Origin of the sequence: Chryseobacterium sp. ISL-6, from assembly GCF_018613715.1 — a bacterium.
Taxonomy (GTDB): Bacteria; Bacteroidota; Bacteroidia; order Flavobacteriales; family Weeksellaceae; genus Chryseobacterium; species Chryseobacterium paludis.
Genome location: NZ_JAGGPT010000004.1, coordinates 1 through 25,987 on the forward strand (window position 1 = coordinate 1; position 25,987 = coordinate 25,987).

The 25,987-nt window shown below is 31.6% G+C and carries 24 protein-coding genes; 2 read left to right on the forward strand and 22 right to left on the reverse strand.

Translation table 11 applies throughout. The features are described from left to right. Positions 1–190: 190 nt before the first annotated feature. From J7E44_RS07325 to J7E44_RS07395, 15 genes are all read right to left on the reverse strand, one after another. Positions 191–751: a DUF4468 domain-containing protein gene (locus J7E44_RS07325; protein ID WP_214827245.1), complete on the reverse strand. Its 561-nt coding sequence runs from the start codon at positions 749–751 to the stop codon at positions 191–193. Between the two features lie 374 nt (positions 752–1,125). Next, on the reverse strand, positions 1,126–1,617 hold the full coding sequence (locus J7E44_RS07330) for a hypothetical protein (RefSeq protein ID WP_214827248.1): 492 nt from the start codon (positions 1,615–1,617) through the stop codon (positions 1,126–1,128). Positions 1,618–1,657: 40 nt separating this feature from the next. Further along, positions 1,658–2,836, reverse strand: a complete 1,179-nt coding sequence (locus tag J7E44_RS07335) for a thioredoxin family protein (RefSeq protein ID WP_214827250.1) — start codon at positions 2,834–2,836, stop codon at positions 1,658–1,660. A 403-nt stretch (positions 2,837–3,239) separates the two neighbouring features. Continuing rightward, positions 3,240–5,435, reverse strand: coding sequence for a thioredoxin-like domain-containing protein (locus tag J7E44_RS07340; RefSeq protein WP_214827253.1), 2,196 nt, complete (start codon positions 5,433–5,435; stop codon positions 3,240–3,242). A gap of 1 nt (position 5,436) precedes the next feature. Further along, positions 5,437–6,342, reverse strand: coding sequence for an ABC transporter ATP-binding protein (locus J7E44_RS07345; protein ID WP_214827256.1), 906 nt, complete (start codon positions 6,340–6,342; stop codon positions 5,437–5,439). A 621-nt stretch (positions 6,343–6,963) separates the two neighbouring features. Next, positions 6,964–7,878, reverse strand: a complete 915-nt coding sequence (gene hemF, locus J7E44_RS07350; protein ID WP_251040521.1) for an oxygen-dependent coproporphyrinogen oxidase — start codon at positions 7,876–7,878, stop codon at positions 6,964–6,966. Between the two features lie 213 nt (positions 7,879–8,091). After that, on the reverse strand, positions 8,092–8,727 hold the full coding sequence (locus tag J7E44_RS07355) for a porin family protein (RefSeq protein ID WP_214827259.1): 636 nt from the start codon (positions 8,725–8,727) through the stop codon (positions 8,092–8,094). A gap of 652 nt (positions 8,728–9,379) precedes the next feature. Beyond that, complete coding sequence (locus tag J7E44_RS07360; protein WP_214827270.1) at positions 9,380–10,033, reverse strand: hypothetical protein; 654 nt, start codon at positions 10,031–10,033, stop codon at positions 9,380–9,382. 745 nt (positions 10,034–10,778) lie between these two features. Beyond that, a complete protein-coding gene (locus tag J7E44_RS07365; RefSeq protein ID WP_502757492.1) occupies positions 10,779–11,624 on the reverse strand; it encodes an IS3 family transposase in 846 nt (281 codons plus the stop codon). An 11-nt stretch (positions 11,625–11,635) separates the two neighbouring features. Next, positions 11,636–11,908, reverse strand: a complete 273-nt coding sequence (locus J7E44_RS24245) for a transposase (protein WP_214827389.1) — start codon at positions 11,906–11,908, stop codon at positions 11,636–11,638. A gap of 209 nt (positions 11,909–12,117) precedes the next feature. Then, positions 12,118–12,906: a phage tail-like protein gene (locus J7E44_RS07375; RefSeq protein WP_214827273.1), complete on the reverse strand. Its 789-nt coding sequence runs from the start codon at positions 12,904–12,906 to the stop codon at positions 12,118–12,120. A 228-nt stretch (positions 12,907–13,134) separates the two neighbouring features. Further along, on the reverse strand, positions 13,135–13,680 hold the full coding sequence (locus J7E44_RS07380; RefSeq protein ID WP_214827277.1) for a fibrobacter succinogenes major paralogous domain-containing protein: 546 nt from the start codon (positions 13,678–13,680) through the stop codon (positions 13,135–13,137). 12 nt (positions 13,681–13,692) lie between these two features. Beyond that, on the reverse strand, positions 13,693–13,836 hold the full coding sequence (locus tag J7E44_RS07385) for a hypothetical protein (protein WP_214827279.1): 144 nt from the start codon (positions 13,834–13,836) through the stop codon (positions 13,693–13,695). 68 nt (positions 13,837–13,904) lie between these two features. After that, positions 13,905–14,405 carry a phage tail-like protein gene (locus tag J7E44_RS07390; RefSeq protein ID WP_214827283.1) on the reverse strand — a complete coding sequence of 167 codons (501 nt, stop codon included), beginning with the start codon at positions 14,403–14,405 and terminating at the stop codon, positions 13,905–13,907. Between the two features lie 862 nt (positions 14,406–15,267). Continuing rightward, positions 15,268–15,693 (reverse strand): hypothetical protein, encoded by a 426-nt coding sequence (locus tag J7E44_RS07395; RefSeq protein ID WP_214827286.1) that lies wholly within the window; start codon positions 15,691–15,693, stop codon positions 15,268–15,270. 807 nt (positions 15,694–16,500) lie between these two features. Here J7E44_RS07395 and J7E44_RS07400 point away from each other — a divergent pair. After that, the gene (locus J7E44_RS07400; RefSeq protein WP_214827288.1) at positions 16,501–19,473 is read left to right on the forward strand and encodes a ligand-binding sensor domain-containing protein; all 2,973 of its coding nucleotides are present in this window, start codon (positions 16,501–16,503) and stop codon (positions 19,471–19,473) included. 12 nt (positions 19,474–19,485) lie between these two features. Beyond that, positions 19,486–20,118 carry a response regulator transcription factor gene (locus J7E44_RS07405; RefSeq protein ID WP_214827290.1) on the forward strand — a complete coding sequence of 211 codons (633 nt, stop codon included), beginning with the start codon at positions 19,486–19,488 and terminating at the stop codon, positions 20,116–20,118. A gap of 111 nt (positions 20,119–20,229) precedes the next feature. Here the strand turns inward: J7E44_RS07405 and J7E44_RS07410 are convergent, their stop codons facing one another. From J7E44_RS07410 to J7E44_RS07440, 7 genes are all read right to left on the reverse strand, one after another. Beyond that, positions 20,230–21,102, reverse strand: coding sequence for a glycosyltransferase family 2 protein (locus J7E44_RS07410; protein ID WP_251040522.1), 873 nt, complete (start codon positions 21,100–21,102; stop codon positions 20,230–20,232). A gap of 204 nt (positions 21,103–21,306) precedes the next feature. Next, a complete protein-coding gene (locus J7E44_RS07415; protein ID WP_214827292.1) occupies positions 21,307–22,239 on the reverse strand; it encodes a glycosyltransferase family 2 protein in 933 nt (310 codons plus the stop codon). A gap of 139 nt (positions 22,240–22,378) precedes the next feature. After that, positions 22,379–23,326, reverse strand: coding sequence for a glycosyltransferase family 2 protein (locus J7E44_RS07420; protein ID WP_251040523.1), 948 nt, complete (start codon positions 23,324–23,326; stop codon positions 22,379–22,381). A gap of 127 nt (positions 23,327–23,453) precedes the next feature. Beyond that, on the reverse strand, positions 23,454–24,305 hold the full coding sequence (locus J7E44_RS07425; protein WP_214827294.1) for a Dabb family protein: 852 nt from the start codon (positions 24,303–24,305) through the stop codon (positions 23,454–23,456). A 136-nt stretch (positions 24,306–24,441) separates the two neighbouring features. After that, positions 24,442–25,041, reverse strand: coding sequence for a DUF6759 domain-containing protein (locus J7E44_RS07430; protein WP_214827296.1), 600 nt, complete (start codon positions 25,039–25,041; stop codon positions 24,442–24,444). A 91-nt stretch (positions 25,042–25,132) separates the two neighbouring features. Next, on the reverse strand, positions 25,133–25,576 hold the full coding sequence (locus J7E44_RS07435) for a transposase (RefSeq protein ID WP_214827298.1): 444 nt from the start codon (positions 25,574–25,576) through the stop codon (positions 25,133–25,135). 59 nt (positions 25,577–25,635) lie between these two features. Next, entirely contained in the window at positions 25,636–25,986 is a 351-nt protein-coding gene (locus J7E44_RS07440; protein ID WP_214827301.1) for a helix-turn-helix domain-containing protein, read from the reverse strand. Between the last annotated feature and the right edge of the window lies 1 nt (position 25,987).

Below are 25,987 nucleotides of genomic sequence, written 5' to 3' on the forward strand. Positions count from 1 at the left end.
TTTCAATAGGCCACATGGATCTTTTAAAGGAAAAACGCCTTATGAAATATTAAAAGCTAAACTAAAATAATTATCTTTAAGTCTACGAAGCCATGAAGTACGACAAAAGAACGAGAAATATAATAAGCAAAATAGACAGAAAAAAATGTCTTTATTCATCTTATTTCCTCTCACGCAGGCTGGCTGGTTATCATTGTATGACTGTTGAGAAATCATTAATTAAATTATTCTTAATTGTATTTAATGTAGATAATTTTTCATTTTCTTTGTCAAGCTCATTATTGATATCTGATTTTTTTCTTTTCTTTTTTTCAGATTTCAATTTATGACCGAGTTCTTTTATTTTAGATTCTGAAGTTACTATCCTTTTCAATAAATTTTGATAATCATTTTTTGTATTGGTCATCCCTTTGAAAATATCTTTAAAAACAATATTATTTACTTTGTAAATGATCTGTTTGTCTTTAATTTCAATATTAATTTCATATGAAGGGATAGTAGTTTCAGACTCACTATAATGCTCTAAAGCTAAACTTTTAGTCACAGAAAGTATACCCGATTGCGGATCATCTTTATTGATTGTGTATTGAGTACTATTACTAAACTGTTTCTTTAGCATAGCATAAATTTCGCTTTTTGGTTTGTCAACATTACTTATTTTAGTATACGTATAATCTCCATTTATTAATTCTAATTCTTGAGCATTCAAAAATGAGGAAAGAATAATAAATAATATAAATAGCTTTTTCATACTTTATTTTTTAATCGTATCATAATTTAATTCCTATACTCTAAGCAATATGTTGACTCAGTATAGGATTAAGTAGTAATTGACAAATGTATCACATTAAATGCTCCAGGATATATCGCAAAACATTGATGGGAATCCTGTGCTTCATTACTAAGAAATGAAATGGTTAGTCCTGTTTATAGGCTTCTAAAATACTTTCATTTCCACCTTTATCCAAAATGATGACTTTTTCAAATGGAACATCACTAATAAAATTTTCATATTTTTCATAGATCAACTTGTTTTTGGTGATTTACACTTATGTAACATCCTTTACACATACATTATCAATAAATCCCCCGAAAAAAAACATATGAAACAATTTTCATTGGTGATTACTTCAGGACAATTTTAAATTTTCCTATCTGACTACCGGAGGCCATAAGGCTTTTTCCAATAATAATATTATACCTACCATTTTCTTCCAGATCATAATCGAAATCTAACCCAAAGGGACCATCAATACTTTTACCATTTAATGCTATGTTATTAAAACGAATATTCATTTGCCCTGATTCAGGAATAATACGTCCTGATATTTTAGATTTTTTAACATTCATTAGCTGAAGGACTAATTTTTGATTTTCATTATATAATTCCTCATCAACTTCCATGGGTAGTTTAAGCAGATCTATTTCATGAGTAATAACAGAATCAGTAACTTCCCGTTCCGGTATCTGCTGAATTATACTTCTTTTAATAGTATCAGTTGTTGTCTGCACATTCTGATTAACCGAATCACTATTTTTTATTACTATTTTATCGGATCCCTTAGAACAAGAGGCCGTTATAGCCAATGAAAAAAGAAAAATATTTGTCTTTTTCATGATTATTTAATTTGGTTTTATGGTTATTAGTTTTAGTTTATTAGCTATTCAAGTGGTCAATAAATTTTTTAAGCTCCGCTTCAAAGTCAGGATCCCTAACTTGTAATTTACAAGCTCCTTCGAGTGATTTCTCAGAGTATCCTTTGGCTTTACTTTTATCACCCATTTTATAATATAATTTAGCCAGAGTATATTCAATCATAGGATTTGAATTTTTATTCTCGGCTTCAGAAGCCCAACGAGCTGCTGTTTCCAAAGATGATTTTGTTTCAATATGATCAGCAAAATTCCCTGCTATCATAGCTAATTCCATGGGATCTTCTTTGGTATAATCACTTTGATACTTTTCAAGCATCATTTTTTCGTAGGTCGTATAATCCTTATTTTCTAAAGCTGCATTGGCTTTTTCATCTAAAAACAGTTCTTGTGTCTTTTCTTTTCCAAAAAATTTTTCTCCTTCTTGTAAAAAAATGTTATCATTTAGCTGTTTTGTCGATTTATCATATGCTTTTTTTCTAATTCCTTTAAGAATAATCAACTGATTATACTCATCAAAATTTTCCTGTGAAATTAATTTAACGATCTCAGCTTTTTTTGCCTGAATTAATTCATAACGAGGATCCTCATACCCATTTACTGACGTAAATAAAAGCATAACATCTTCATTACTTATATCGGGTTTTAGCTCGAAATAGCGTTTAACAACCTTGTAGTTAAATTCAGCATCATCACTTGTAAGGCGTGCTAATTTTTTTAGAGATTCAGGATTTTTTTCACCATTATCAAAATTCTTTTTAAGCACCGATATTTGTTTACTGGGATCTTGCGCATTTTTCCCCAATTGAATAAATTCATTTTCTTCCATAAAACCTTTTCCTCTGTGCACTTCTTCCCCATCTCCGTTAATAAAAAGATAAGTAGGATATGAGCTTACTTTATATTTTTTAGCAATTGCTAAACCTTCACCTTTCTCCATATCAAACTGCGCATCAATGAAATTAGAATTATAATATTCACTTACAGATTGGAGTGGGAAGACCTTTTTCCCCATAAGTTTACAAGGGGCACACCAGGAAGTATATGTATCTAAGAATATAAGTTTATTTTCTTTTTTTGCTTTTGCTAAAATTTCCGAGAATTTATTGTTTTCAAACTTTACACCTTGTGCAGATAAAAAGATACCCGATGTACAAACAACAAATAAAATTACTTTAATCATTTCTATAAATTTTTAATTATTAACTAGCAATCTATCTTTCCATAATTGCATTATTACACATTTAGTAATAAGAAAAGGCTTTCAAAAAAAAAACAAACAGTACCCGGCAGATATTATCATATTATCTTACTACCGGATACTTGAAAACTAAAATTCTCAAAATGCCAAACTTTTTACTATTTAACCAAAAAAGTATATTTATAAAATAATAATTGTTTAAAAATTACTTTACAAAAATAAAAAGATATTTACCATATCTCATTGAATACTAGTCGTATTATCATTAATCACCTATAGTTTTTCAACTACCAACAAAGATGAAACTAATAAAAAATATTTAAAAATTTCCTACAAAATCAAGAGAAAAGAAACCATTTAGAATCATTTAATTCCGACACTGCTACTATTTCTTTAACCTATCTAAAATCTCTACGAAGTTATCTTCATCAGGAAAAGGAACAAAAAAGTTAAAAATTTTGCCTTGCGGATCTATAATAATAAACCTGGGAATGCCGTCAATTTTATATTTATCCATCAGTATTCTACTATCAGCAAGCCAATATTGTGGAACCCGGGAGGGTCTTGTTTTTAAAAAATTCAACCATTTACTTTTATTCGTATCAAAACTGATGGATATAAACTGAATATTGTTATATTCTCTGTATTGTACACTTCTAGCGTCAAATATGGGGCGAATTTTTTTACAAGGCCCACACCAGCTGGCCCAAAAATCAATGACTATATATTTTCCTTGAAACTCCGACAGTTTTTTATTACCTCCTTTCTCATCTACAAGAAATAAATCAGGAAATAGAGCACCTTTTTTTGAAATATTAATTGCATTAAATTTTGATTCGGTCAACTTTTTATAATCCTTATTTATAATTTGTCTGCATTCGGTAGCAAAAAGTTTTTTTCTTACTATACTATCGTTTTCTAAGCTTATACTTTTAATCAATTGCTTACTAATCAATCGGTCTTTTTCTATTCCATCCGGCATTGCATTCAGCCTTACAAAAAGAATACTGTCCGGATTAGAAGAAATCCTTTCCTTATTACTGAGTAACTGATTAAGCTTAAAATCAAGGTATTGATCATCCTTACTTAATAATAAAGTCGGTTTTCTGATATAGTTATTCAACTCATCTACAAACTCTTTGGGAGGAGTAAATGCAGGATCATTTAATAACGTTATTTTTCTATAATCATCGAATTGGTTTAAAAAGTATATTGCCAACAACTGTTTTCTATAAACTTTATACACATCGGAAAGTCCGTAATTTTCTGCATCGGTAAAGCGATCAATTTTATGCAGGCCTCCTTTCCATTCACTTTGGGCCAACCTGTAGAATTTTTCAGGGCTATCTTGATAATCTTTCGATTCCAGAGCGTTTCTAAATCTATTATTAACCTCTATTTGATTCTTATACTGCTGGTCTGCCGCCCTATTGGACCTCAGATAATACTTTATAGAAACGTCATTGTATTTGATATTTAATTCAAACCGGTCTCCATAACCCATTAAAAGATCTAATTTTTTATTGTCAAATTCCAAAGTATAATAATCAAACGGCAGTCTTTTTTTCGATTCCCAAATAAATTGATTATGATGAACAGCGGTTGAGCCTATTAGGTTATGAAAATCTTTAGAAAAAATTTTTATTGAATCGATGGCATGATCGGATTCCAGTAATCCTTTAATCTTAACTCCATTTTCGTTATTCTTAAAACTTCCCGGTCGTTGGAGTATATAAAAAAGCACAATACTTGTTACAAAAAAGAGGCAAGAAAGGACTGCTGCTTTAAGATTCCTAAAAAAAGCACGTTTGAATCCTTTTTTACTATACCATTGGTATCCTATCAGTAAAAACAAAAACATCCAAAATATACTTACATACTCTGAAAATGATATAAAGCTATTGAGTTCATTAATATCAGAGGATTTCCGAAAAAGATACAATGAATTATAAGGTATATAAGCTATGCTTTCCCCGGTTCCCCATGAATAGGTGTTTATAATAAGGCCCATAAATCCAAAAAGAAATGGCCAGACAAATCCTCTTAAAATAATCGAAACACAAAATTGAAAAGCGGCAACTCCCAGACCTGTTATAGATAAACGCAAGAAATTCTTTATGACCCAAACAATATCAATTTTCAGTAGCATGGCTGGATTATGATGAATATAAAAATTCACACAAGACAAAGTAATACTGCTGATAAAATAGCAAATAATACATAAAAAACTCAGAGCTAATACAATCGTATATTTTGAAAGATATAAAGTCAACTTCCTTACCGGCTGGGTTTCCATATGCTGCCATCCGTTATTTTTATGATCTATTTGTGTAATTCTGCTTGTAACAATAACAAGATGCAATAACAAGATATAGAATGCAAAGGTTCCAATATCCTGGACGATACCAGATTCTATTACCGAGTATTTCAATTCTTCCCCTGTAACAATATCATCATCAAAAAAAGATGAAATAAAAACAATTACCGGTATTAAAATTCCTAAAAATAATGCTAAGTAAACTAAAGCCAGCCCTTTTATTTTAAGCCACTCAACGTTGATGGCAATAATCAATTTTTCCATTTCAGTGTTTATTTTTTGTTAGCTCCATAAACCACTCCTCTAATCCGAGGTTATTTCTGATCTCAAAAATTTCAGCATTCTTCATGACTAACTTCCGAATAAGTATAGCCAGCTCATTTTTGGATCCGATAGTAAGATCCAGTGTATCCTTATCAATCAACATAGCACAATACTCATCTGGAATCTGATTCATAAATTGAGAAGCGCCAAATACTCCCACTCTGACATGCTGTATTTGTTGTTCTCTCAGCTCCCTAATACTTCCAGAAAATTTTATTTCGCCCTTTGAGATCACTGCAAGATGGGTAATCATTTTTTCAATTTCCTGAAGCAGGTGACTGGAAATAAATATGGTCGTCTTATGCTTTTTATTTAAGTCCATAAGAAGCTCTCTCATTTCAATCATTCCGCTGGGATCTAATCCATTGACGGGTTCATCTAAAATCAACAATTCTGAGTTTCCTAATAATGCCATTGCAATTCCCAACCTTTGTTTCATTCCGAGCGAATATTTTTTCGTCTTCATATTTCTATTCTCCCATAAATCAACAAGATGCAATACCCGCTCACATTCCATTTCGGGTAATTTTCTTAATTTGGAAAGAATGAGAAGGTTATCCCACCCTGACAAATGATCATAGAAAGAAGGTGCATCAATCAGGCTTCCAACTCTGTTAAACCCTTCCGGATAGAATTCAGCTATTTTTTGATTATCTATTGTAATAGAATTACTTTCATCAGGAATACTACCTACTAGCAGTTTCATTGTTGTAGACTTGCCGGCACCATTTGCACCTAAAAATCCAAATATACTTCCTTTAGGAACAGAGAAATTAAGGTTTTTTAAAATGGGAGTATGCTTTGTAAACCCAAAGCTCAGGTTTTTAATATTAATTATATTTTCCATGCTATAGTATTTAGATTAAAAATTCTTCTCCAATCTTTATTAAGCCTCATGAAATATACTTCTGGGCTTAAACAAACCTTTTTCACATCAAGTATATGATAATATCCATTGATGCTCACACTGATAGAAAACCTGCCTTTCACACCGCAAATACATTATTATACCCATTTCAATTACTATTTAATATTCTATCATCTGGAAATTGTGTATTATATGAGAAATAAGATCGTATTCAAAATAATAAACATATCCGGCAGAAATTCCTACCGGATAATTGTACATTAATCCAATGATTATCTGTTTACTGCTCCAACAAAAAATAGTTATAAAATGAATGTTCTGTCAAAGATTACCTGACAAAATTAAAAAACACATATACTATATCTATCTGAATACCAGTCATATTATCATCCATAAACTATAGTTTTTTAACTACTTGAATAGAATAAACAATAATTTTTAACGATCAAATACAGCATGCAAGTAAGCGAAAGAGTTTACACGCAACAAGATAACATTGATATGCTGTTCATTTTCAAAAAGAAACAAAAGCTTGTATGAGATATCAAAAAAAAATCTCATACAAGCTTTTGTTGAAACAGATTGCAGATCAAAAATTCACTATATATTGATCCAATCCCGTGGTTTTAGCCATTCCACTAATTGCGCTTCAGGACTTCCATATAGAGGATAGAAATCATATTCCCATCTTGCTACTGGCGGAAGTCTTATAAAAATAGGCTCTGTGTGTCCACTGGTTTCAAATCCTAGTAATGTTCCACGATCATGCATGAGACTAAATTCTACATAACGCCCTCTTCTATAGGCCTGCCAGTTCCGATGATGGTGTTCAGTATATGGAATATCTTTATTCTTTAGTACCAAAGGAAGATAAGCCGGAATCAGGGCATTACCAATGGCTTTTGACAAGGCGAGAATTTCTTCTGCACTTTTAACTTTATTAGGTCGAAGAAATTCGTAAAAAATACCGCCAATTCCTCGCGCTTCATTTCTTTGCTTATCTATAAAGTTTTCATCACATTTTTTCTTAAATACAGGATAAAGCTCCACGCCAAATGGGTCACATGCATTTTTAAAAGTCCTGTGAAAATGACTACCATCCTTTTCTTCAAGATAAAAAGGAGTCAGATCGACTCCTCCATCAAACCAACTGTCTTTTAAATACCCGTTATGATCATATAATTCAAAATATCTGAAATTGGCATGTATGGTAGGAACAAAGGGATTAAAGGAATGTATCACTAGCGAAATACCACATGCCATATACCTGCGTGTTCCCTCCCCAAACTGATGGGCTTTTATCTCGGGTAAATCACCTTGAACTTCGAATGTATTAACAGCACCTTTTTCAAATACATTACCTTTGGAAATAACATAGGTTCGGCTATTTCCTCCCTGAGGGTATGTCCAAAAGTCATCCTTAAAAGTGAGGTTAGTATCTATTTCTCCAAGTACAGAACATAATTCATTTTGGAGTTGCTGTATAAAGAAAATAAATTCGTTTTTAATATTCATGGTTAAATTAATTAAAATGTATGATAATTATGATTAGACATTATCACAAAAACTGAGGCTGTATTTACGATAGGATGATCTCGCTATTCAGATGCAAACATTCACGGAAGTTACCTTTATGATAAATTTATTGTTATAAAATGAACTCAAGGCATCAATTGCGATCTATTGGAAAACTGGGTATTACAACAACCCATTTTGTATGATTTGAAATTAAGGTTTATGTTTTATAATATATCCTAATGTTACCATTACACTCCTGTTATAAAGATATTTTACATTGACAACGTTTTGCAAACCTAATTCATAACGTCCCTTGATATATATGCCAAGAGGATTCTCGTAACCTATTCCAAAACATAACCCATAATCAAAACGTTTAACTTGATTTGCATTATTCCCAAATTCCATCTTTTTTGTTTCTTTTTGAATATCACCACCATAAATTAGTATGTTTTTATTGCTTTGTCCGCTAATTGGTGTTGCTACGTACATTCCTGTTGATAAAAATATTCCATCACCTTTTCTTAAAGAAAAGCGATATAAAGCATCTACAGGTAATTCTAAATAGTTTATAGTGCGGGTAATATTAATCTCCGCTGTTTCTGACAATACCGTTTTTTGCGCTCCTTTCTGTATAAAGAATAAACCAGGCACCAGATAAAAATTTTTCTTAATCTGGACATTTGCAACAACTCCTAGCATCAACCCTGATTTATTAGAAGTCCCTTTGGTTTCATTGGTATGTATGTTAGAAAGACTGACTCCTATTTCCGGTGCGAATGCCACCTTTTGCGCCATCATAATTGCCGAGATGATTAATAGTAAAATGCATGATTTATTTTTCATATCATTTTGTATTTTTTTGTTAGACTTATTTAAACTTTTAATTTTTTATTCCCAGAAGATTAACACGGTCCTTACCATTGAAATCTTTTATTAAATCAATACGCCAGCTACATTTAGAGCCGGCGTATTTTATATAATTGAGGATTTCACTCCTCTCAAAAAACCTTCAGTTTATTTTTAACATTAAGTAGGGACTCATATTAAACAAATCACCAAATAATATGAGCCATTACCTACTTATCATCAAAAAACTTATACACTCTGTAATTATATTTTCAATATAATTTACCTAATCATGAAATTTAAATTATTTAAAAAAAATCCAGGACTTCAATTTCATTAAAGTCCCAGACGGGGAAATTGAATGTTTTTCTCTCATCATTCGTTTGATAATTTAAAAATCATCTTTAAATGTTCTTTGCAAAATTACATACAAAATTTGTGTTCACCACACCAAAACCTATAGTAGTATAACGATTTTTTTATAGATTATTCACTACAAAAACACCTACATCATGTTTTCTAAATCTGTCAAGAGATCAATGTTTTTTGAGTTAAAACATTTTGTATTTTTTATTACAATGCATTCTACACTCACAAAATCAGGAGCTGTATCAGGTGGTAATAGCTGCTATAAAGCTTTAAGACATCATTATTTCCTGATGTCTATATACATTTTCTCCTGGCTAATGTAGGCGTCTAACTGAGCATTAGCGTCCTTACCATCAAGACCATCCGCATCTACTGTTCCATACAGGTATCCGGTATTAGTATCAATTAAAGTAGTTATATAAGCGTATGAAGCCTGATAAGTTACCTCTCCTTGAAAGGAAGACTGGCTAAAATTCAAATCATCACTAGCCCATCCATTATTGAGATCTATTTGCTTTAATTTACATCCTTTATAAGCAAAACCATCTGCGGTATATTCAACAATAAAACTTTCTCCTGCTTCTAGGGGAAAAGTCGTATATCCGCAACCTTCAGTCTTTATTATGATATTATGTAAAGTTGGATAATTAATATTTCTTATTATTAATTGAGTAGGTCTATGTGTATCAAAAGAATGTAATTTTCCATCAGTGAAAGCATTTGAATTCCAACTTTTTAAATAAATATAATCAGAATAATCATCTTTTTTTATGCTTTCGATGATCGCTTTTTTACCGCCTCCATCGATACCTTCTCTATTTGTGAAATAGTAATACGCCCCAGTTGCCGGATGGCTATAATCCTTGATAAGTATGTTGGTAGTCCCTTCATTAAGACCGTTATCTTCACCATTACTAGATATATTATCACTCATGAAATAGGTTATATTATTAGAATTATTAAAATTGATGACTTCATATTATTATGTTTTAAAATTTGAAATGAATTATTTTATTAGCTTATTAGTTTTGAAATACGAATTTGTGTTTAACACCAGAACTATTAACACACTGACTAAATTGAATAGAAATTCTAATTAAATTACAAATCTTCCTAAAAGAAAAAGCTCTGTAAGGAAATCATTTGTATTTATCAATTAAAAAAAATAAATTGAATGTAACCAAAACAAAAGTTTCAATTTATAAGACTCAACATGTAGCATTATCAAGAATTCTTTACAAATTCAATAAGAAATAATGAAATTCTCGTACAATTCTGCTATTGGATTAATTATAGACAGTAACTTTCAATGTATGAATAACATTAAGTGTTTAAGCCTTTCTTAACGAAGAAAGAAAAGCCAATTCAAAAATTTCTTTATTTAATCCAGTAATCTTACACAGTGTTATGAAGATGTATTACAATATGTATATGTAAAATAAAAACAGAGCTTTAATCAATTAAAACTCTGTTGGTTGGGAACATATCCCTTTTCATCTTTTGTAAGAAATATTCTAAAGTGTTTGATACAAATTTAATAACTAAATTTCTAAATCACTCCTCACAGAGCATAGTATTATCACTACTAAGTTATAGTTTTTCAATTACAAACTCTTCTGAACTTGCAATTATTTTTGAGACAAAATTTATATACTCTTTATGCTACATTTTTAGATTGATTAGACATTAAATTTTGATACTCTACTTATGGTTAAATTTCCTAAAGCTGAATGCCTTCTCTGGGTGTTGTAAAATGTTTCTATATATTCAAACACAGAGTTTTTGGCATGGCCTCTAGTTTCATATTTATTTTGATAGACAAGTTCGGTTTTCAGGGTCTTGAAAAAACTCTCCGCTACAGCATTATCATAACAATTTCCTTTTCCGCTCATACTTCGGATAATGTTTTTTCCGACTATTGACGTAAATTCTGTGCAGGCATATTGTATCCCTCTGTCCGAATGGAAAATTAAACTATCATGATCCTGTAAAGGACGGTGAAGCCGTGCCATTTTCAAGGCAGCAATACTGGTGTCCTGAGCCTTCATCGTCTCACTTAATGACCATCCGATAACCTTTCTGTCAAACAAATCAATGACCATTGTGAGATACAACCAGCCCTGACCTGTTCGGATATAGGTAATATCAGACACCCAGACCTCTTTACTGCTTTTAACCTGAAAATTCTGATTCAGATAATTCTCTACAACAGGGTATCGATGAGAAGAGTTGGTGGTTTTCTTAAATTTCTTTACAATACTTCTCAAACCTCTTTCTCTCATCAGCTTTGCTACAAAAGGGCGAGAAGCTCTTATCCCTTTTGATTCCAGTTCCCTGACAATCCCAGGGCTCCCATATCTGCCACGGCTCCAATGATAGATACTGAAGATCTCCGCAGATAAAATGGCTCTTCTTTCTGATTGCTTACTCGGTTTTCTTTTCTTCCAATGATAAAAACTGCTCCTGCTTACCTTTAATACTTCGCACATCTTCCCGACAGGAAACACAACAGCGTGTTCTTTGATAAATTTATATCTTACCCGTCTCTCCCTAAGAAGATACCTACCGCCTTTTTTAAGATATCACGTTCAAGCTTGTTTCTTCTAGTTCTTTGCGAAGTCTCAGTAGCTCTTCTCTTAATAGGATCGGAGGAAATTTGTTTTTCCTTTGTAAGCTTACCTTCTTTGTGAAGCTTTCTCCAATTGACTAAACTTTCTTTGCAGATCCACAATTCTTGAGCTACCGAAGATATATTGCCCCGTTGTTCACTTAAAGATACTGCTTGGATCTTAAATTGACTCTGTCGAATCTTCGATTTCTAGACTGTAATTTTTTCTGATCTTTTTCATACTCTTAAAGTTAAAGAGTATAAGAATTGTGTCCTAACAAAGTTAGCAACTCCAATTATTTTCCTTTTAAATATGGCAGTTCTTTATCTACCATACTATGTTGAATTTTGGAACCCCTAATAGTTGAAAAAATTAAAATTAGTTACTTAAGTATCTTTTATTTTGGTAATTATTCAACTTTTTGTAAAATAAGGCTTTTTAATTTGAATCCAAGCGGGGTTCCTGATGTTCCGTATGTTAGTCCCTTTACAGTTATAACATCTCCTTCATTAAGGATAAGAGGTTCACTAGATGTTACATTAAAATAATTATCAGCAGAATAAGAAAAGCCACTTCCTCCAGCTACTGTACCACAAGAAGAGATAGCTGTTGTTCCATTAACCAACAAATTACCTCTAAGTAAATAAGATGCCGAAATAGCACCATTAACATTCAAACCTAAAGAATAAGTAGCAATATAGGTTCCAGATTGTCCAACAGGTACAGTGAGCGTATAATTGTCGGTTCTCCAGGCTGTTAATGCTCCAGTGCCTAAGCTGATATCAATAGATGTTGAAGTATTATTTCCTGGCCATGGTACTTGACTACCTGTTAATAGAGCAGAATATCCTATTACTATTCCTGGTTCAGTCCCGCCAGATGCTATTTTTTGCCACACGGAGCCATCAAAATAATAATATCCAACAGAATCTATTTTTACTCTAGGACCAGAAATATCACCACTAGTTATATCAGTAATATAAATCAAAGCTCCTTTTTGATCCACTCCATATAAAGTATTTCCTTTAATAGTAAGTTCGCCTCTTGTCAATCGCGGTGCTTGTAAACCATCAGTGTCTCCCGCTCCCCCCTTAGCTTTTACATCTAAAGTTGTTTTAGGGTCTATATTGTTTACTCCTACTTGCGCTGAGACGATTGTACCCATTAGGGCAATAGGTAAATAAAATAACTTTTTCATAGGTTTATATTTTAAAAATTTATTTTAAACAGTTGTTTATCGAGAATCTAATATTTTATAAATTTAATTATATACTATTGGATAATAGTCAGATATACTGTAGCATTACTACTAATGAATAGTAGTTTTATTACGAATGTGTAAGTTGAAAAATGAGGCTTGAATTATTTTAATTTGAGTCTATTTTCGGAAGTAGGTGCAATAAATCCTTTTAAGTAATTAATATAATCAATTTGAAATACAATGTACTGAAAATCCATTATGGCGAACACTAGCATCTGCTGCGGTTTCAGTAATAAGAAAATCGTAAGCATCTCGGGATCCATTCTCCGTACTGCTCCAATAAGCTCCCCAGCGAGCACGGTTAGTAAGAGAACCATCATTATAAAGACGACGTCCAGCAGAAGGAAATGTTAAAGTATTTCCATTATTCACGAATATTTTGGCAACATCGAATTTAGTAGTACCATCCCCTGTACCAGTGGCCCATGGAGACAAAATATTAGAGCTTGTACTTTCTGAAATAGATCCTAGCCATTCAGTTTTCGTAGGCACTCTATAACTTAATGGACATGGATCATTTTCAGTTTTAACGGGAGCATCATCTGTTCCGCTGTTCCATGATTTATTAGCGGAATTACTTGTGATCCATCTGGAAACAGAACCAGCAGAGGTATAGGCTGTAGCTACAGGAGTAATTTTACCCCATTGATAATAATCCCCCCATAATAGCCTGATTAGGAACGTCTGGATCTCTGGTATAGTCAGCACCAAGGTTATGGGTCATCATGTGGTGGGATTTTCCATTGATAGTAACAATAACATCTCCAGAAAGCTTGGCTCAGGCTGTACCGGAACAGTAAACTTACAATCCTTTCCGCCAAGCGAAAGATCAAACTGAGCCGTACCGGAAGAAGAGGAAGTTCCCATTATAGCAAAAGTAAGAATACCATTACCTTTATTAAGTGTCCCGGAAGGAAGAATAACTGTAAGTCATGTTACCCCACTAGAAGGAATAACAAGTCCAGAAAGGTATTACCATTACCTGCATTATATGGAATAGTAACATTTACTCCTGAAGCAGACTTCATAGTTTCTAAAATACCCGTGTTTGTTGCAGAAGAACACAGGAGCTGACCGATTTGAGCAGTACTCGTACCACCACTCATCAATTTTACCCAGCGATTAGTCACGGCATCAAAATAATAGAAACCTGCAGTTTCCATTCCTTCCACCTGTCCAGTACGGTTGCCAGGATCCGGCGCTGCCGTTACAAAAACCAGCATTGCATTTTGATCAGCCCCATATATGCCAGCCGTTTCCGCATTATGAAGTATATTTCCTGTTAATCGTGGAATAAGAAAACCATCTGAAGTGCTTGAATAAGATGTATTACTGGTTACATCTAAGGTTCTTTTAGGGGTTACACTGTTTACTCCTACTTGTGCGAAGGACCAAGTACCCATGAAGGTAATTTGTAATAAATATAACTTTTTCATTTATTTTTGTTAAAGATTATTATTAAATAAAATGTATGGAAGCTTAGTATTTTATTCCCTGTCACTGAACTTAGGAATTAAAAATCTAAGTATTAATTTTGGCTATGATGAGTAATTATTATTTTACTGTTTTTTATCATTATAATGGTTATGCTATAAGTTCTTGATTACTAATTTAATTATATCTCATTGAATATATGGTGACTGTGTTACATAGTCTTGATTAAAAAATAATCCTCGCAAAACTATAAACAGAAATTCCAAATGCTGAAATGATAAAAGCATGAATTTGTTATCGATGAAAATCAATAGCTGTACATTTGAATCTAAAAATCAGCACATTAAAAACATGTTATAATACGAAATTTAACAAGAAGTCGTTAAATAATTAAGTTTGTGTTGCAGTTATATTTTAAACCCAAATTTTATAATGTGGAACCAGGAAATCATTAAACTTGGTTTTCTAAACCTCATCATCAGAATGGTTTGTTACAAAATATGAAGTTTGAGATTCGCGGTTACATCATTAATTTGCACATAATCATAAGTGATATATGTTATTGATATAAATGATCGTAAAATATCTATCTTAACTGAGATGTCGTGCCGATTACTGTATTATCTATTAAAAATGCGGATGTAACAATTTCTGATTTAGAAGCAACAACTGAAAATAATCAGCCAGTACCATTATCAAATAGCAGCTCGTATAAATCGGTCGTTCTCCAGTTGTTCATAATGTAAAGACGAAGCATAAATCTCTATTTTCACTACCATAAATAAAAAATAAGGTTAACCAAAGGTGAAACCAATTCTACCAGAAACAATATACCTATTAAGAAATTCTCTCAAGAAAATTTCCTCATAGTTGATTGTTAAGGCTTATCTGGACTTTCCGCAAAAACTGATACGCTTCGACAGATGTTTTCGTTTCAAGCGAAAAAGCTAAAATATTTTCTTTTAACCCTCTATAACAAACACTCTCTTTCCAATTCACAAACCCCCGTTGACTGACTTTTTTACTGAGAATTACCTGAATGCGATCCTTCTCCTGGTTAACTTTTCCATAAACAGATAGTTTATTAATGATATCATCTAAAATCATATTATGGAAGTGGATACTCAGAATATTTCTTCTAAGGTATTTCATCTGTTTTATTAACGGTACGAATTCTCCTATTTGCCACAAACAGTATGCACTTTGTTCATAAGCTATCCACCAGGACCCATTTTTATAAAATGTAATAATTTTACCATTTTCTTTTGACAATATATCTTTAATAGCCATAATCTTTCAATTTAATTTTTGTGTGTAATCAAATATTCAGAAAGTGATCAAATTACCTTACATATAGCCAACAAGCCCTATAAGTTTCATTTATTTCCCACCTTATTTCAATCCTTAAATTACATCTAAAAAAAATACCAGAGCCGTATCTTAATGTAGATTTTTAACTATAAATAAGTAAAATTACATCGACAGGTTATTAAAAATACGATCTGCATAAATATGAACAAAACTTCCATCAAAACTGCCTCATGATTACCAATATCACTCTTTTCACAAAGAACATATAATATATAATCCTTCTCGATCAAAAATTAAACAACAGAATGTAACTTAAAAACTACACATCGTTAAACCTAATACTACAAAATAAAATGACTTCAGGCATCACATTTGCCTAATTAAGACAAGATGAAAAAAAAATTTACAATAACCTACCCAATGGGCCAGGGGTTTTCCCATCTCATAATTAATCATAATTCTTATCTACCTTTTAGTATTATAGATAAACAAGCCCTCTTTGATTAACAATCAAAGTTATTTTAACTAAAAGCTAATAATTTCATATAAATATTTATAAAATAAAAAAATTATTTATTAAACAACAATTCTATTATAATTATAATTTACGTAAATATCATTAATTCTTATTAAGAATAAATAATTAATGATACTAAATTAACAATTATTTAAAAAAAATGTTAAATTAGCATTAATTACAAAAGAATCAATAACAGTGAATTATTTTCTTAATTTAAAAAAATAATTCACTCTATCACACACCTATAAAGATCAAATATATAAAGGATGAAAAAAAGAATTTTATTTATTTTACTTTTTGCTATGTATAAGCTTTATGCTCAATCTGAATTCATATGGCAAAATTATAATATTGATAATGGTCTTCCTCAGAATAGCGTGAAAGATATTATAAAAGATAAATATGGTTTTATATGGATTTCTACAGAAAATGGAATCACCCGTTTTGATGGACAACAATTTTTAACGACGGATCAAGCATTTAATAAAAAGAGATATCGAAATTTTTTTGGAAATATTGAAAAGGACTCCATTTTCATCGCCGACGATGGAACTACACTTTCTCTTATTACGAAACGAAAACTAATAAAGGCAAAAGGTATTTCAAAATACCACCACTCTTTCATTCTCTATAACGACAATCAATACTATCCTTTTGATAAAAATGCTATTCCACTTAAAATGTTAAATGATGCTCATTTATTTATCAATTTGAATAAGGATGTGTATTTTTTTGATAATAATCTTATTACCTATTATAATTCCGCAAGTGGTCTTAGCAAAAAAATAAATATTAAATTCAACATGCATGAGATGAGGAATGTTTTCATTCACGAAAACAACATTTTTATTGCTAATCCCCGTGGACATCAAACCCTTAAAATTACCAACGGCCAACTTTCTACTATAGAAGGACATTCTTTGTATAATGATCCACAAAGCAATTTGTACTGGAGTCAGTCCACTGGCCATGTTTACGTAAGCTATAGAGATACACTTTATATTAGTAAATATTCCGATAACAAACTTCATCTGGAAAAGATTAACCATATCCCTAATTTCAATAAACTACTCAGATCCCTATACATTAATGCTATTGTTTATGATAAGGAAAATCGTAATTTATTCTTAGGAAGTCTTACAAAAGGACTTTATGTATTAACTATCCCTCAGTTTAGCACTGCAAAGAAAAAACTACCATTTGCAGATAATGTTTTTTATGCAACACTTCCTTTTGATGACCATAGTGTAATAACTCCACAAGGAGATATCTTTGATAGCATATCTGAAATCAATTCGACAAAGAAAGACGCTGATGAAGATCTTTATTTCGACTACAATAAGTATTCTATGGGCGAAGGCACTCATAAAGATATATACTTTACAAAAAACCATATACTTTATAAACGTCTTAAAGCTCCACATAATCACACCTATGTCGAAATACCCATAAAGGAACAAATTGACGAAGTATTCAGCAAAGATGGAATCATTTTTCTTGAAATTTTTATAAATCACAGGTATCATGTTTCACAGTATAATGAAACAACAAAAAAAGCAACTTCATTATTTTCTTTTAAATATCCGGTATACGATGTAAAAAAGTACAGCGAACAACAACTCCTTATTGGCAGCCAGAAGGGACTCTACATTGGTAATATATCAAAAAAAGAAATTATAAAACTAGCCAACTTCCCTATTAAAAAAATTATACAAACTTCAGATCAAAATACATGGATTATCACAAAAGGTTTTGGATTTTATATGCTCAGAAATAATAAACTGATCAGAATGCCTTTAGATGAAAATAATTACTTACTTGATTCTCATACTATATTGGAAGATCGTCAAAAAAATTTCTGGATATCAACAAACAATGGCCTTTTTAAAGTAAGAAAAGAAAAACTTTTACAATTCTCTCTTGATAGCAGTGTACCTATTTCTTATTACAGATACACTATTGATGACGGACTACTTATTAATGAATTTAACGGCTCAGGAAACCCCGCCGGAAATATGTTATCCAATGGGCAAATGGTACTTCCTTCACTTGAGGGGCTTGTATTTTTCAGACCTGATAAAATAAAATCTTTTTACCCCAAACCCTCCAATTTTTTCATTGAACGATCTAAATTAGACAATCGGGAAATACCTGTTATAAATGACACCTTACACGTACCCAATAATCATTTCACCAGCCTTGAGATCTTTTTGGATTTCCCTTATTTCAGAAACCTGAATAATATTGACATTGATGCTTCATTGGATAACGATAAAAATTGGGAAGATTTAGGCTTACAAAGAAAATATGTATTAAAAAAACTTGAGCCCGGATATCATCATATTAAATTTCGCTATTTGCAACCTGATAACAATTACACCTATAAAACAATCACCATTAAAGTACATTTTCTTTTTTATCAGAGTCAATATTTTAAGGTAGCCATTATCCTCCTTTCACTTTTGACCATATTCTTAATTATTAGATTCACTACCAAAGCACTTAAATCCAAAGATGATCTTATAGTAAAAGCTAATATAGAAATAAATGCTCAAAAAGAAGAGATCAATAACAGCACCATTATTCGTGAAAAACTCATTGAAGCCATTTCACATGATATTTCAACTCCTATAAAACACCTTTCACATCTTTCTAAGAAGCTTGATGAAACGGACAATTTAGAAATCCAAAAAAAATACTTCCACAGTATACACAAATCATCGGAACTGCTTTATCATTTTACTCTGGAGTTGGGTAATTACGCATATCTTTTCGGTACCACCGTAGAAGAAACAGAACCCTATCTTCTAAATGAGGTCTTGGACGAAAAGATGATCTTTTTTGGAAATATAGCACTTGATAATAACACTATAATTGAATATGACCAAAAAGATTTACTTTACACGCTTGCCAACAAGGCTGTCCTGTCAGCAATCGTACATAACATCATAGATAACGCAGTAAAAAACACCCGCAATGGAAAGATCACACTTGATTCATTTAGTGATGACAAATTCCTTTATGTAAGAATTTCCGATAGTGGCACCGGAATGCCTAAAGACCTTATAGATCATTATAATAATATTTATAAGATTCCTATTGAAGAAGTGCAGCTCCAAAAGGGTTCAGGCTATGGGCTTAAATTCGTTTTGTTGCTCATTGACAAAATTAATTCACAAATAAATTTTAAAAATAACGTTCCTAATGGAACAATCGTAGAAATAAAAATCCCCAAATAAATATAAACAATTATGGAAAAAAACATATTAATAGCAGATGACCATTATGTAGTTAGAATGGCTACTTCTATCATTTTAGAAGAATATGATCCGACATTTCAGATCGATTATGCTGAAACATATCCTGAAGTTCTTGAAAAAATCACCGAAAAAGAATACGAGTTACTAATTTTAGACATAGAAATGCCCGGAAGTACATTCGAACATATGATCAAGGATATAAAAAAAATACGCAGTGAGATCAAAATATTAGTTTTCACCAGTCATAAGGAAAGCCAGGCGGTTTCTTATCTTTCGGCAGGTGCTCAGGGTTATCTTAATAAATCATGTGAAGAGGCAAAAATTGCAGAGGCCGTACATTCGATTTTTACAGCAGGATACTATTACCCTCAGGCATTACTGCATGAATTCCTGAACAATAATGAAGATTCCGGAAACAAAATAATAAGACCCTTAGATCTACTTTCTGAAAGAGAGATAGAAATATATCAAAGCCTTGTTGAAGGAAATGGCATTCTGGAAATCTCCAATAGCCTTAATATTCACATGTCAACAGTGAGCACCCATAAGCTTAGAATTTTCAAGAAATTACAAGTTAATTCTATTGCTGAACTTGTTCACCTTCACAATAAATATTATTCTTAACACATTTACTGATAAAGCCGGCCTAGCAAGACCGGCTTATTCAAGAATTATCAGGATAAGGGGATTAGACAATTTATAACATGAACATATGTCCGTAAAAACATATAATCTCTAGAAAATATTTTTCAACTCAATACATAGTAATTTGAATTTCACTTTTGCTCTGTAAAAAATCCCTATTTGATAATTAAGAAGAGAGTTAATCTCTTCAGCTTTTCCATATACATCAGGAACCTTTTTAAAATTTATACTTTTAATACCTCTTCGCTTCATAGCTTCATAAATAACCATTGAAAATGATTCTTTCGCATTTTGCTTTGCACTTTGTTGGGATATCCCTCCGGAATGACGTCTATATTTATATAAAATAGCATTAATAAATTTAACCTTTCCTAATTCTAAGATTTTCAGATATAGATCTTGGTCTACAGCACTTTTCAAAGCACTATTAATTCCAGATGTCTTTTTGTAAGCATCCATTTTAAATGTGAAAAAATGAGCAATTTGCACAGGACAATTAAAAAAATATTTATTGTTAAATATTTTTTTTGTTGGACCAAATACTTCCTCTTCGACTAGTTTCTCATCACATAACATCATTTTAGAATAGGTAGCTACAATATCTTTGTTCCGAACATACTCCATAAATGATGCTTCTAGAGCTGTTGGATAAAGTGTATCATCAGGATCTAGAAAAGCAAGAATTTCTCCAGTTGCATACTCTACACATTTTCGTTTTGTAAATCCACAACCTTCATTCTTAATATTTTCATACAAAACAAACCTTTCATCATATTTAATAGCATCCCTAATTATTTGCAGTGAATTATCAGTAGATGCATCGTCAACAATGATTGCTTCCCAGTTTCTGTAAGTTTGTCCTCTTAATGAAGTATAACATTCTTTAAAAAATTCACCATTATTATATTGCGCAATAAGAATAGAAATTTTTGGCATTTCTGAAAAATCATTTTTCGATATCATTATTATTATTTTAAAAATATTTAGTTGAAGTAGATCACCATTAAAAATATTTAATAGACACTATGCTGACAATTATGTTAAATCTACTTAACTATAAAATAGATAGTTACTACACTACTTGTGACTGTTCGTGCATCATCACGGTATGGTATTTATTGTAAACAAAATATTTGTAATATTTTTCTGAACTTTAAAACAAGTAAATCAAAGTGAATCTATAAAATTAACATTATAAACATCTGAATGGATGCATGGATAATCAACCATTATATATTTAATAACCATAGCCCATTTTTTGAAAAACGAAGCGTTAGCAATTCTAAAACTATTGTACATTCTTCTTGTATGCATTTTTATTTCCGTAGAAATTGAATCTTCATGATCTGTCCAATCATGAAGTTCTTTCCATAATATTAGTTTTGAAATTAGACCTATTTTTTCAGGAGCAATCCCGTAAATCCTGCTATTTTCAGAGATTCCCCTCATTGCTACCGGTTTGTTTAATATACCGGAATATAAGTTTAAATAGTAAGAAAGACGAAGTAAAAATTCAGTGTCTCCATGAAATTGAATAGGTTTAAAAAAAACCGACATTTTTTTTAATAAGCGATCTTTTCGTACAGTTACTGCATTAATACTAAAGTCACCAAAAAGACTTCCAAGTTTCATTAATCCAGGAAAAACTAATTCAGGAGGGCATTTTTGGTGGATAGTAGTAAGGTGATCCTCATAAATGGAATAATATAATCCCCGTGCTTTTTCTGAATAATAATGAACGCCTAAAGCTCCATAAACACCATCTACTTCAGGGTTATGGAACAGTTTTTTTTCCGCATCAAAACGATTTGAAAGGTAGTGATCACCTGCATTGAGAAAAGCTATAAAATCTCCTGATGCTTTTTCGATTCCTAGATTCATACTTGATCCGGCACCCTGATTCTTCTCATCAAAATAGTGAAAAAGTTTAACTTTCTCATATTTATCTGTAAGTTCCTGACATATTTTTAATGAATTATCGTAAGACTCCTCTTCAATGAGTATCACTTCATGAACCTCTTCTAATTGTACAGCAGACTCTACAGCATTTGAAATGCTTTTTTCAGCATTACGAACAGGAATAATAACAGATATTTTCATATTTGATAACTTTTAAAATTCTTTTAATCTTATTTTCTGAAAAATTATCTCTTCCTTAAGCTCACGTGCTCACAAGAAATCTCATGTTAACTTTATGATTACAAATACAGCTATGTAGATGTAAATACAATCAGAAATTTTAAAGCAAAGCTCTCCTGAAATTGATATTATAAAGGCCAGAACATATATTTTTATAATCTGTAAAAAGATGCTTAATGATCATTTTCCATTTTTTGAGCTTTGGGGCTCTCGCAATTTCATAACTATAATGCATTCTTCTGATATGGGTTTTAGCATCCTCACTCATACCATCTTCAGTTTGTGACCAGCGGTTAACTTCTTTCCAAAGTATTGCCCTTGACACCGCAGGGTTTACTTTGCCGCTATCGACCTCCGTTATTCTGTTATTCTCATGTACACCTCTCATTGCAATAGCTTCGTCAATGATTCCTGGATAAAGATCTAGGTAGTATGACAAGCGGAAGAAAAATTCACTATCTTCGTGGAGTTTTAAAGGCTTAAAAAAGATATCCATTTTTTTTATGAGAGGCTCCTTACGAATTGTTAAACAATCAATACTGAACAATCCAAAAGATCCCAACATACGAATAAGCCCCGGAAAAACATCTTTTGGATCATGCCATTTATAAACGGTTGTGAGTCGATCTCCAAATAGATGATAATATTGTTGTTTTGCTTCTAAAGAATAATAATGCACACCCAGACCACCATAAACTGCCTCTACCTTCTTATCAATGAAAAGTTCCCTTTCAGCATCAAATCTATTGGGAAGAAAATAATCATCAGCATCCAGGAAGGCAACAAAATCTCCGGTTGATTTTTCTATTCCGAGATTCCGGCTTGCTCCTGCTCCATGATTTTTCTTATCAGGATGTTGATAAAGTTTTACCTTGTCATATTTCTTAACAATCTCCTGGCAAATCTGTAAAGCATTATCGGGGGATTTGTCTTCAATAAGAATAACTTCGTACACCTCTTCAAATAATAAAGCAGAACGTACGGCTTTTAAAACGTATTTTTCAGCATTATAAACGGGTATAATCACGGAAATCTTCATATTACTCATTCTTTCAATTTTTAAATTATTTTATCCTTATGTGTAATCATTTAAATACTTATTAAATGTCATGAACTTTTGTATTCTCCGGTCTTAAAAAAGTCTATAATCCTTCTTGATTCTCTCTAAGAACTTGTTACTGCTTTATCACTTCATAATCAAAAACCAGTACTCCTCCCGAGGGATCAAGGTAAGGACCAACAAAATTTTTAAAATCATCGTGAATCGGATCAAAGGTTCCAGGTTCAGTTTGGAAAGGTTTTCCTACATAATAATCACGATCAGCTAATGATGAAAAGCCTACCCGAAAGGCTACATCAAAACCTTGATTTTTCTTTGTCTTACCATTCTCATACCCATACTCTATAAAAGGAATATAAGCAGTACCTTTTTTCAATGAATTCTTCAAAGCCAAAAAACGGTCAATCACCATTTGCTTCTCACTAAATGTTATGTTATTTCTGAATTTAAATAACACCCAGTGGTCTAATTTATTTCCAATAGAAGGAAGATGCTCTCCTTTTCCGTTGCTGGTATAATCAAAAATCAGCATCCCATTATCCGGTTCAAGATAAGGAGTGATGAAGCTTTTTAAATCATCATACATTTGATCGAAATTCCCAGGTTCAGTCTGAAAAGGTTTTCCTTCAAAATAGTCCCTATCTTCTATAGACCTAAAGTGGACCCTAAAGCCAATCTCAAATCCGGCATCCAGACCTTCCTTGCTGTTTTGAAAACCATATTCTACTTTTAAATAATGTTTAGCGTTTTTCAAAGAATGATTTAAAGCCATAAACCTATTGATTATCTCTTGTCTTTTTTCTTTAGTAACACCTTTACGAAGTTTAACCAATACCAGATGTTCTACGCCTCCTTGTAAAACATCATCAGAATACTGATCACATGAAAGAACACATAATATCAAAACCGCCAGAATTCCAGTATAGCGTAAACATAAATCAAACTTCTTCCTATTTAATTTTATCATTAATTAAAATTCATTTTTAAACATTCATAAACTACTTTTGTAACTAGCAGCTCACTCTACAATTTCTTTTTTATCTCCATTTGTTTTCAGTATTTGATACATACCTAGCAACCTTTCAACATCATTCCAAGTATTACTACAGTTGATTAAGGGTTAAGCAGATGCCTCTGTTAAGGTCTTTTATCTGCTCATATTGAGAACCGCAAATAGTTCCTGTAATGGTGTATTTACCTTTTTGAAGAACAATAAAATTTTCTCCTTTTGCAGGAACAGCCAAATTATAATTTTGCTTATTCATAATATGTAAAATCATATTGCACCCGCTTTGATTTTTCACCAACAACACACTATTAGGCGAATGCTTAGTATCATTAAATATTTCGTTAAGGAGGTCAGTTGTTTTTTTTCTGTGTGTTTCATCATCTTCCTGTAAGAGTTTATTAAATTCTTCACGATCAATTTCTGAAACGAGAGTCTGCTCCATTGTCACAGGTCTTGATTGCATAGGTTTTGCATCCGCCGCCCCTTTAACCCATTCCTTATTTTTCAACTCTATAATCCTTTTTTTTAACACAATAACTTTTGGGTCATCTTCCCGGGCATTATCAAGATAATTTTGAACCTCCCGTACATCAGTACTCTTAAGTATATTGTGTATGTTTTTTTCTTCACAGCAACCAATGCATACAAAAGCAAAGAGGACTAGAAATATCGTTCTCCATTTTTTTTTAATCATTTTTTGTTTAGTTTAAATATTTACATCTTCATTTAGTCATTATTACTGCCTTATAAAGAATATTTTATATCAATTTTCTAATATTAATTATTTACTTGTTAGGAGTGTTATTAATTTCATTTTTACCATATTTTTTACACCATTTATTAATTGTAGTTTTGGGAATATTATATTCCCTGGTGATATCCGCTTCGCTTTTTTGTCTTGTATGTACGAGCTCCACAATAAAATCTATAATTTCTTTTGTATACAGGTTCTTTCTGAATGTGGGTAATACATGACTTTTACCAACACCATCCAATGAACCTCTTGCGGGTGCGTACAAAATAAGATGTTGCGAATACAAACGGAAAAAATCATACTCTAGAAGTTTACTCCACATCAGCATGTACATTGAATCCATATCTTTTTTTTTATACATATCGTCAATTTCTTCAGAGGATAATGAAAAAAAGGCACAAATCCTTGATTCATCAATATTAAGCTCCTCAACTCTTTTCTTTATTAACTCACCTACATGTATTTCTTTAAACATAAAACATCATTTTATTGATAGTATTAAATCTCAAATGTTAGTGCATTAGCAATGGCACTTTATTTATTGAACATTTTTTTCCATTTTGCTATTGTATTTCTGCTCGTGCCAAAACGAATAGCCAATTGTACATTGGTGCAATGACTTTCTTTCTGAAAATGAAGGATCTTTGAAATTGTCCAAACATCATAAGACTTATGTTTTCCATTAAAAAGAGCAGTCTCTTTATCTACCTTCCCAGTTACTATTTCGCTAAGCTGCATGACATCATAAGCCAATAAACTCTCTTTCTCTAAAAAAGACTTACATCGGTCAATCAAATCAGGATATTTCAAGGTAATAAGATCTGTATATATCTTTTTATAGTCAGGTTGATTGATGGTCTGTCGTGTTATTATTCTATCTTTCATA

Excerpts from the sequence above, each read along its gene's own strand:
- J7E44_RS07325 (WP_214827245.1), bottom strand. The coding sequence starts at position 751 with ATGAAAAAGCTATTTATATTATTTATTATTCTTTCCTCATTTTTGAAT.
- J7E44_RS07330 (WP_214827248.1), bottom strand. The coding sequence starts at position 1,617 with ATGAAAAAGACAAATATTTTTCTTTTTTCATTGGCTATAACGGCCTCT.
- J7E44_RS07335 (WP_214827250.1), bottom strand. The coding sequence starts at position 2,836 with ATGATTAAAGTAATTTTATTTGTTGTTTGTACATCGGGTATCTTTTTA.
- J7E44_RS07340 (WP_214827253.1), bottom strand. The coding sequence starts at position 5,435 with ATGGAAAAATTGATTATTGCCATCAACGTTGAGTGGCTTAAAATAAAA.
- J7E44_RS07345 (WP_214827256.1), bottom strand. The coding sequence starts at position 6,342 with ATGGAAAATATAATTAATATTAAAAACCTGAGCTTTGGGTTTACAAAG.
- hemF (WP_251040521.1), bottom strand. The coding sequence starts at position 7,878 with ATGAATATTAAAAACGAATTTATTTTCTTTATACAGCAACTCCAAAAT.
- J7E44_RS07355 (WP_214827259.1), bottom strand. The coding sequence starts at position 8,727 with ATGAAAAATAAATCATGCATTTTACTATTAATCATCTCGGCAATTATG.
- J7E44_RS07360 (WP_214827270.1), bottom strand. The coding sequence starts at position 10,033 with ATGAGTGATAATATATCTAGTAATGGTGAAGATAACGGTCTTAATGAA.
- J7E44_RS07375 (WP_214827273.1), bottom strand. The coding sequence starts at position 12,906 with ATGAAAAAGTTATTTTATTTACCTATTGCCCTAATGGGTACAATCGTC.
- J7E44_RS07385 (WP_214827279.1), bottom strand. The coding sequence starts at position 13,836 with ATGGGAACTTCCTCTTCTTCCGGTACGGCTCAGTTTGATCTTTCGCTT.
- J7E44_RS07390 (WP_214827283.1), bottom strand. The coding sequence starts at position 14,405 with ATGAAAAAGTTATATTTATTACAAATTACCTTCATGGGTACTTGGTCC.
- J7E44_RS07395 (WP_214827286.1), bottom strand. The coding sequence starts at position 15,693 with ATGGCTATTAAAGATATATTGTCAAAAGAAAATGGTAAAATTATTACA.
- J7E44_RS07400 (WP_214827288.1), top strand. The coding sequence starts at position 16,501 with ATGAAAAAAAGAATTTTATTTATTTTACTTTTTGCTATGTATAAGCTT.
- J7E44_RS07405 (WP_214827290.1), top strand. The coding sequence starts at position 19,486 with ATGGAAAAAAACATATTAATAGCAGATGACCATTATGTAGTTAGAATG.
- J7E44_RS07410 (WP_251040522.1), bottom strand. The coding sequence starts at position 21,102 with ATGATATCGAAAAATGATTTTTCAGAAATGCCAAAAATTTCTATTCTT.
- J7E44_RS07415 (WP_214827292.1), bottom strand. The coding sequence starts at position 22,239 with ATGAAAATATCTGTTATTATTCCTGTTCGTAATGCTGAAAAAAGCATT.
- J7E44_RS07420 (WP_251040523.1), bottom strand. The coding sequence starts at position 23,326 with ATGAGTAATATGAAGATTTCCGTGATTATACCCGTTTATAATGCTGAA.
- J7E44_RS07425 (WP_214827294.1), bottom strand. The coding sequence starts at position 24,305 with ATGATAAAATTAAATAGGAAGAAGTTTGATTTATGTTTACGCTATACT.
- J7E44_RS07430 (WP_214827296.1), bottom strand. The coding sequence starts at position 25,041 with ATGATTAAAAAAAAATGGAGAACGATATTTCTAGTCCTCTTTGCTTTT.
- J7E44_RS07435 (WP_214827298.1), bottom strand. The coding sequence starts at position 25,576 with ATGTTTAAAGAAATACATGTAGGTGAGTTAATAAAGAAAAGAGTTGAG.
- J7E44_RS07440 (WP_214827301.1), bottom strand. The coding sequence starts at position 25,986 with ATGAAAGATAGAATAATAACACGACAGACCATCAATCAACCTGACTAT.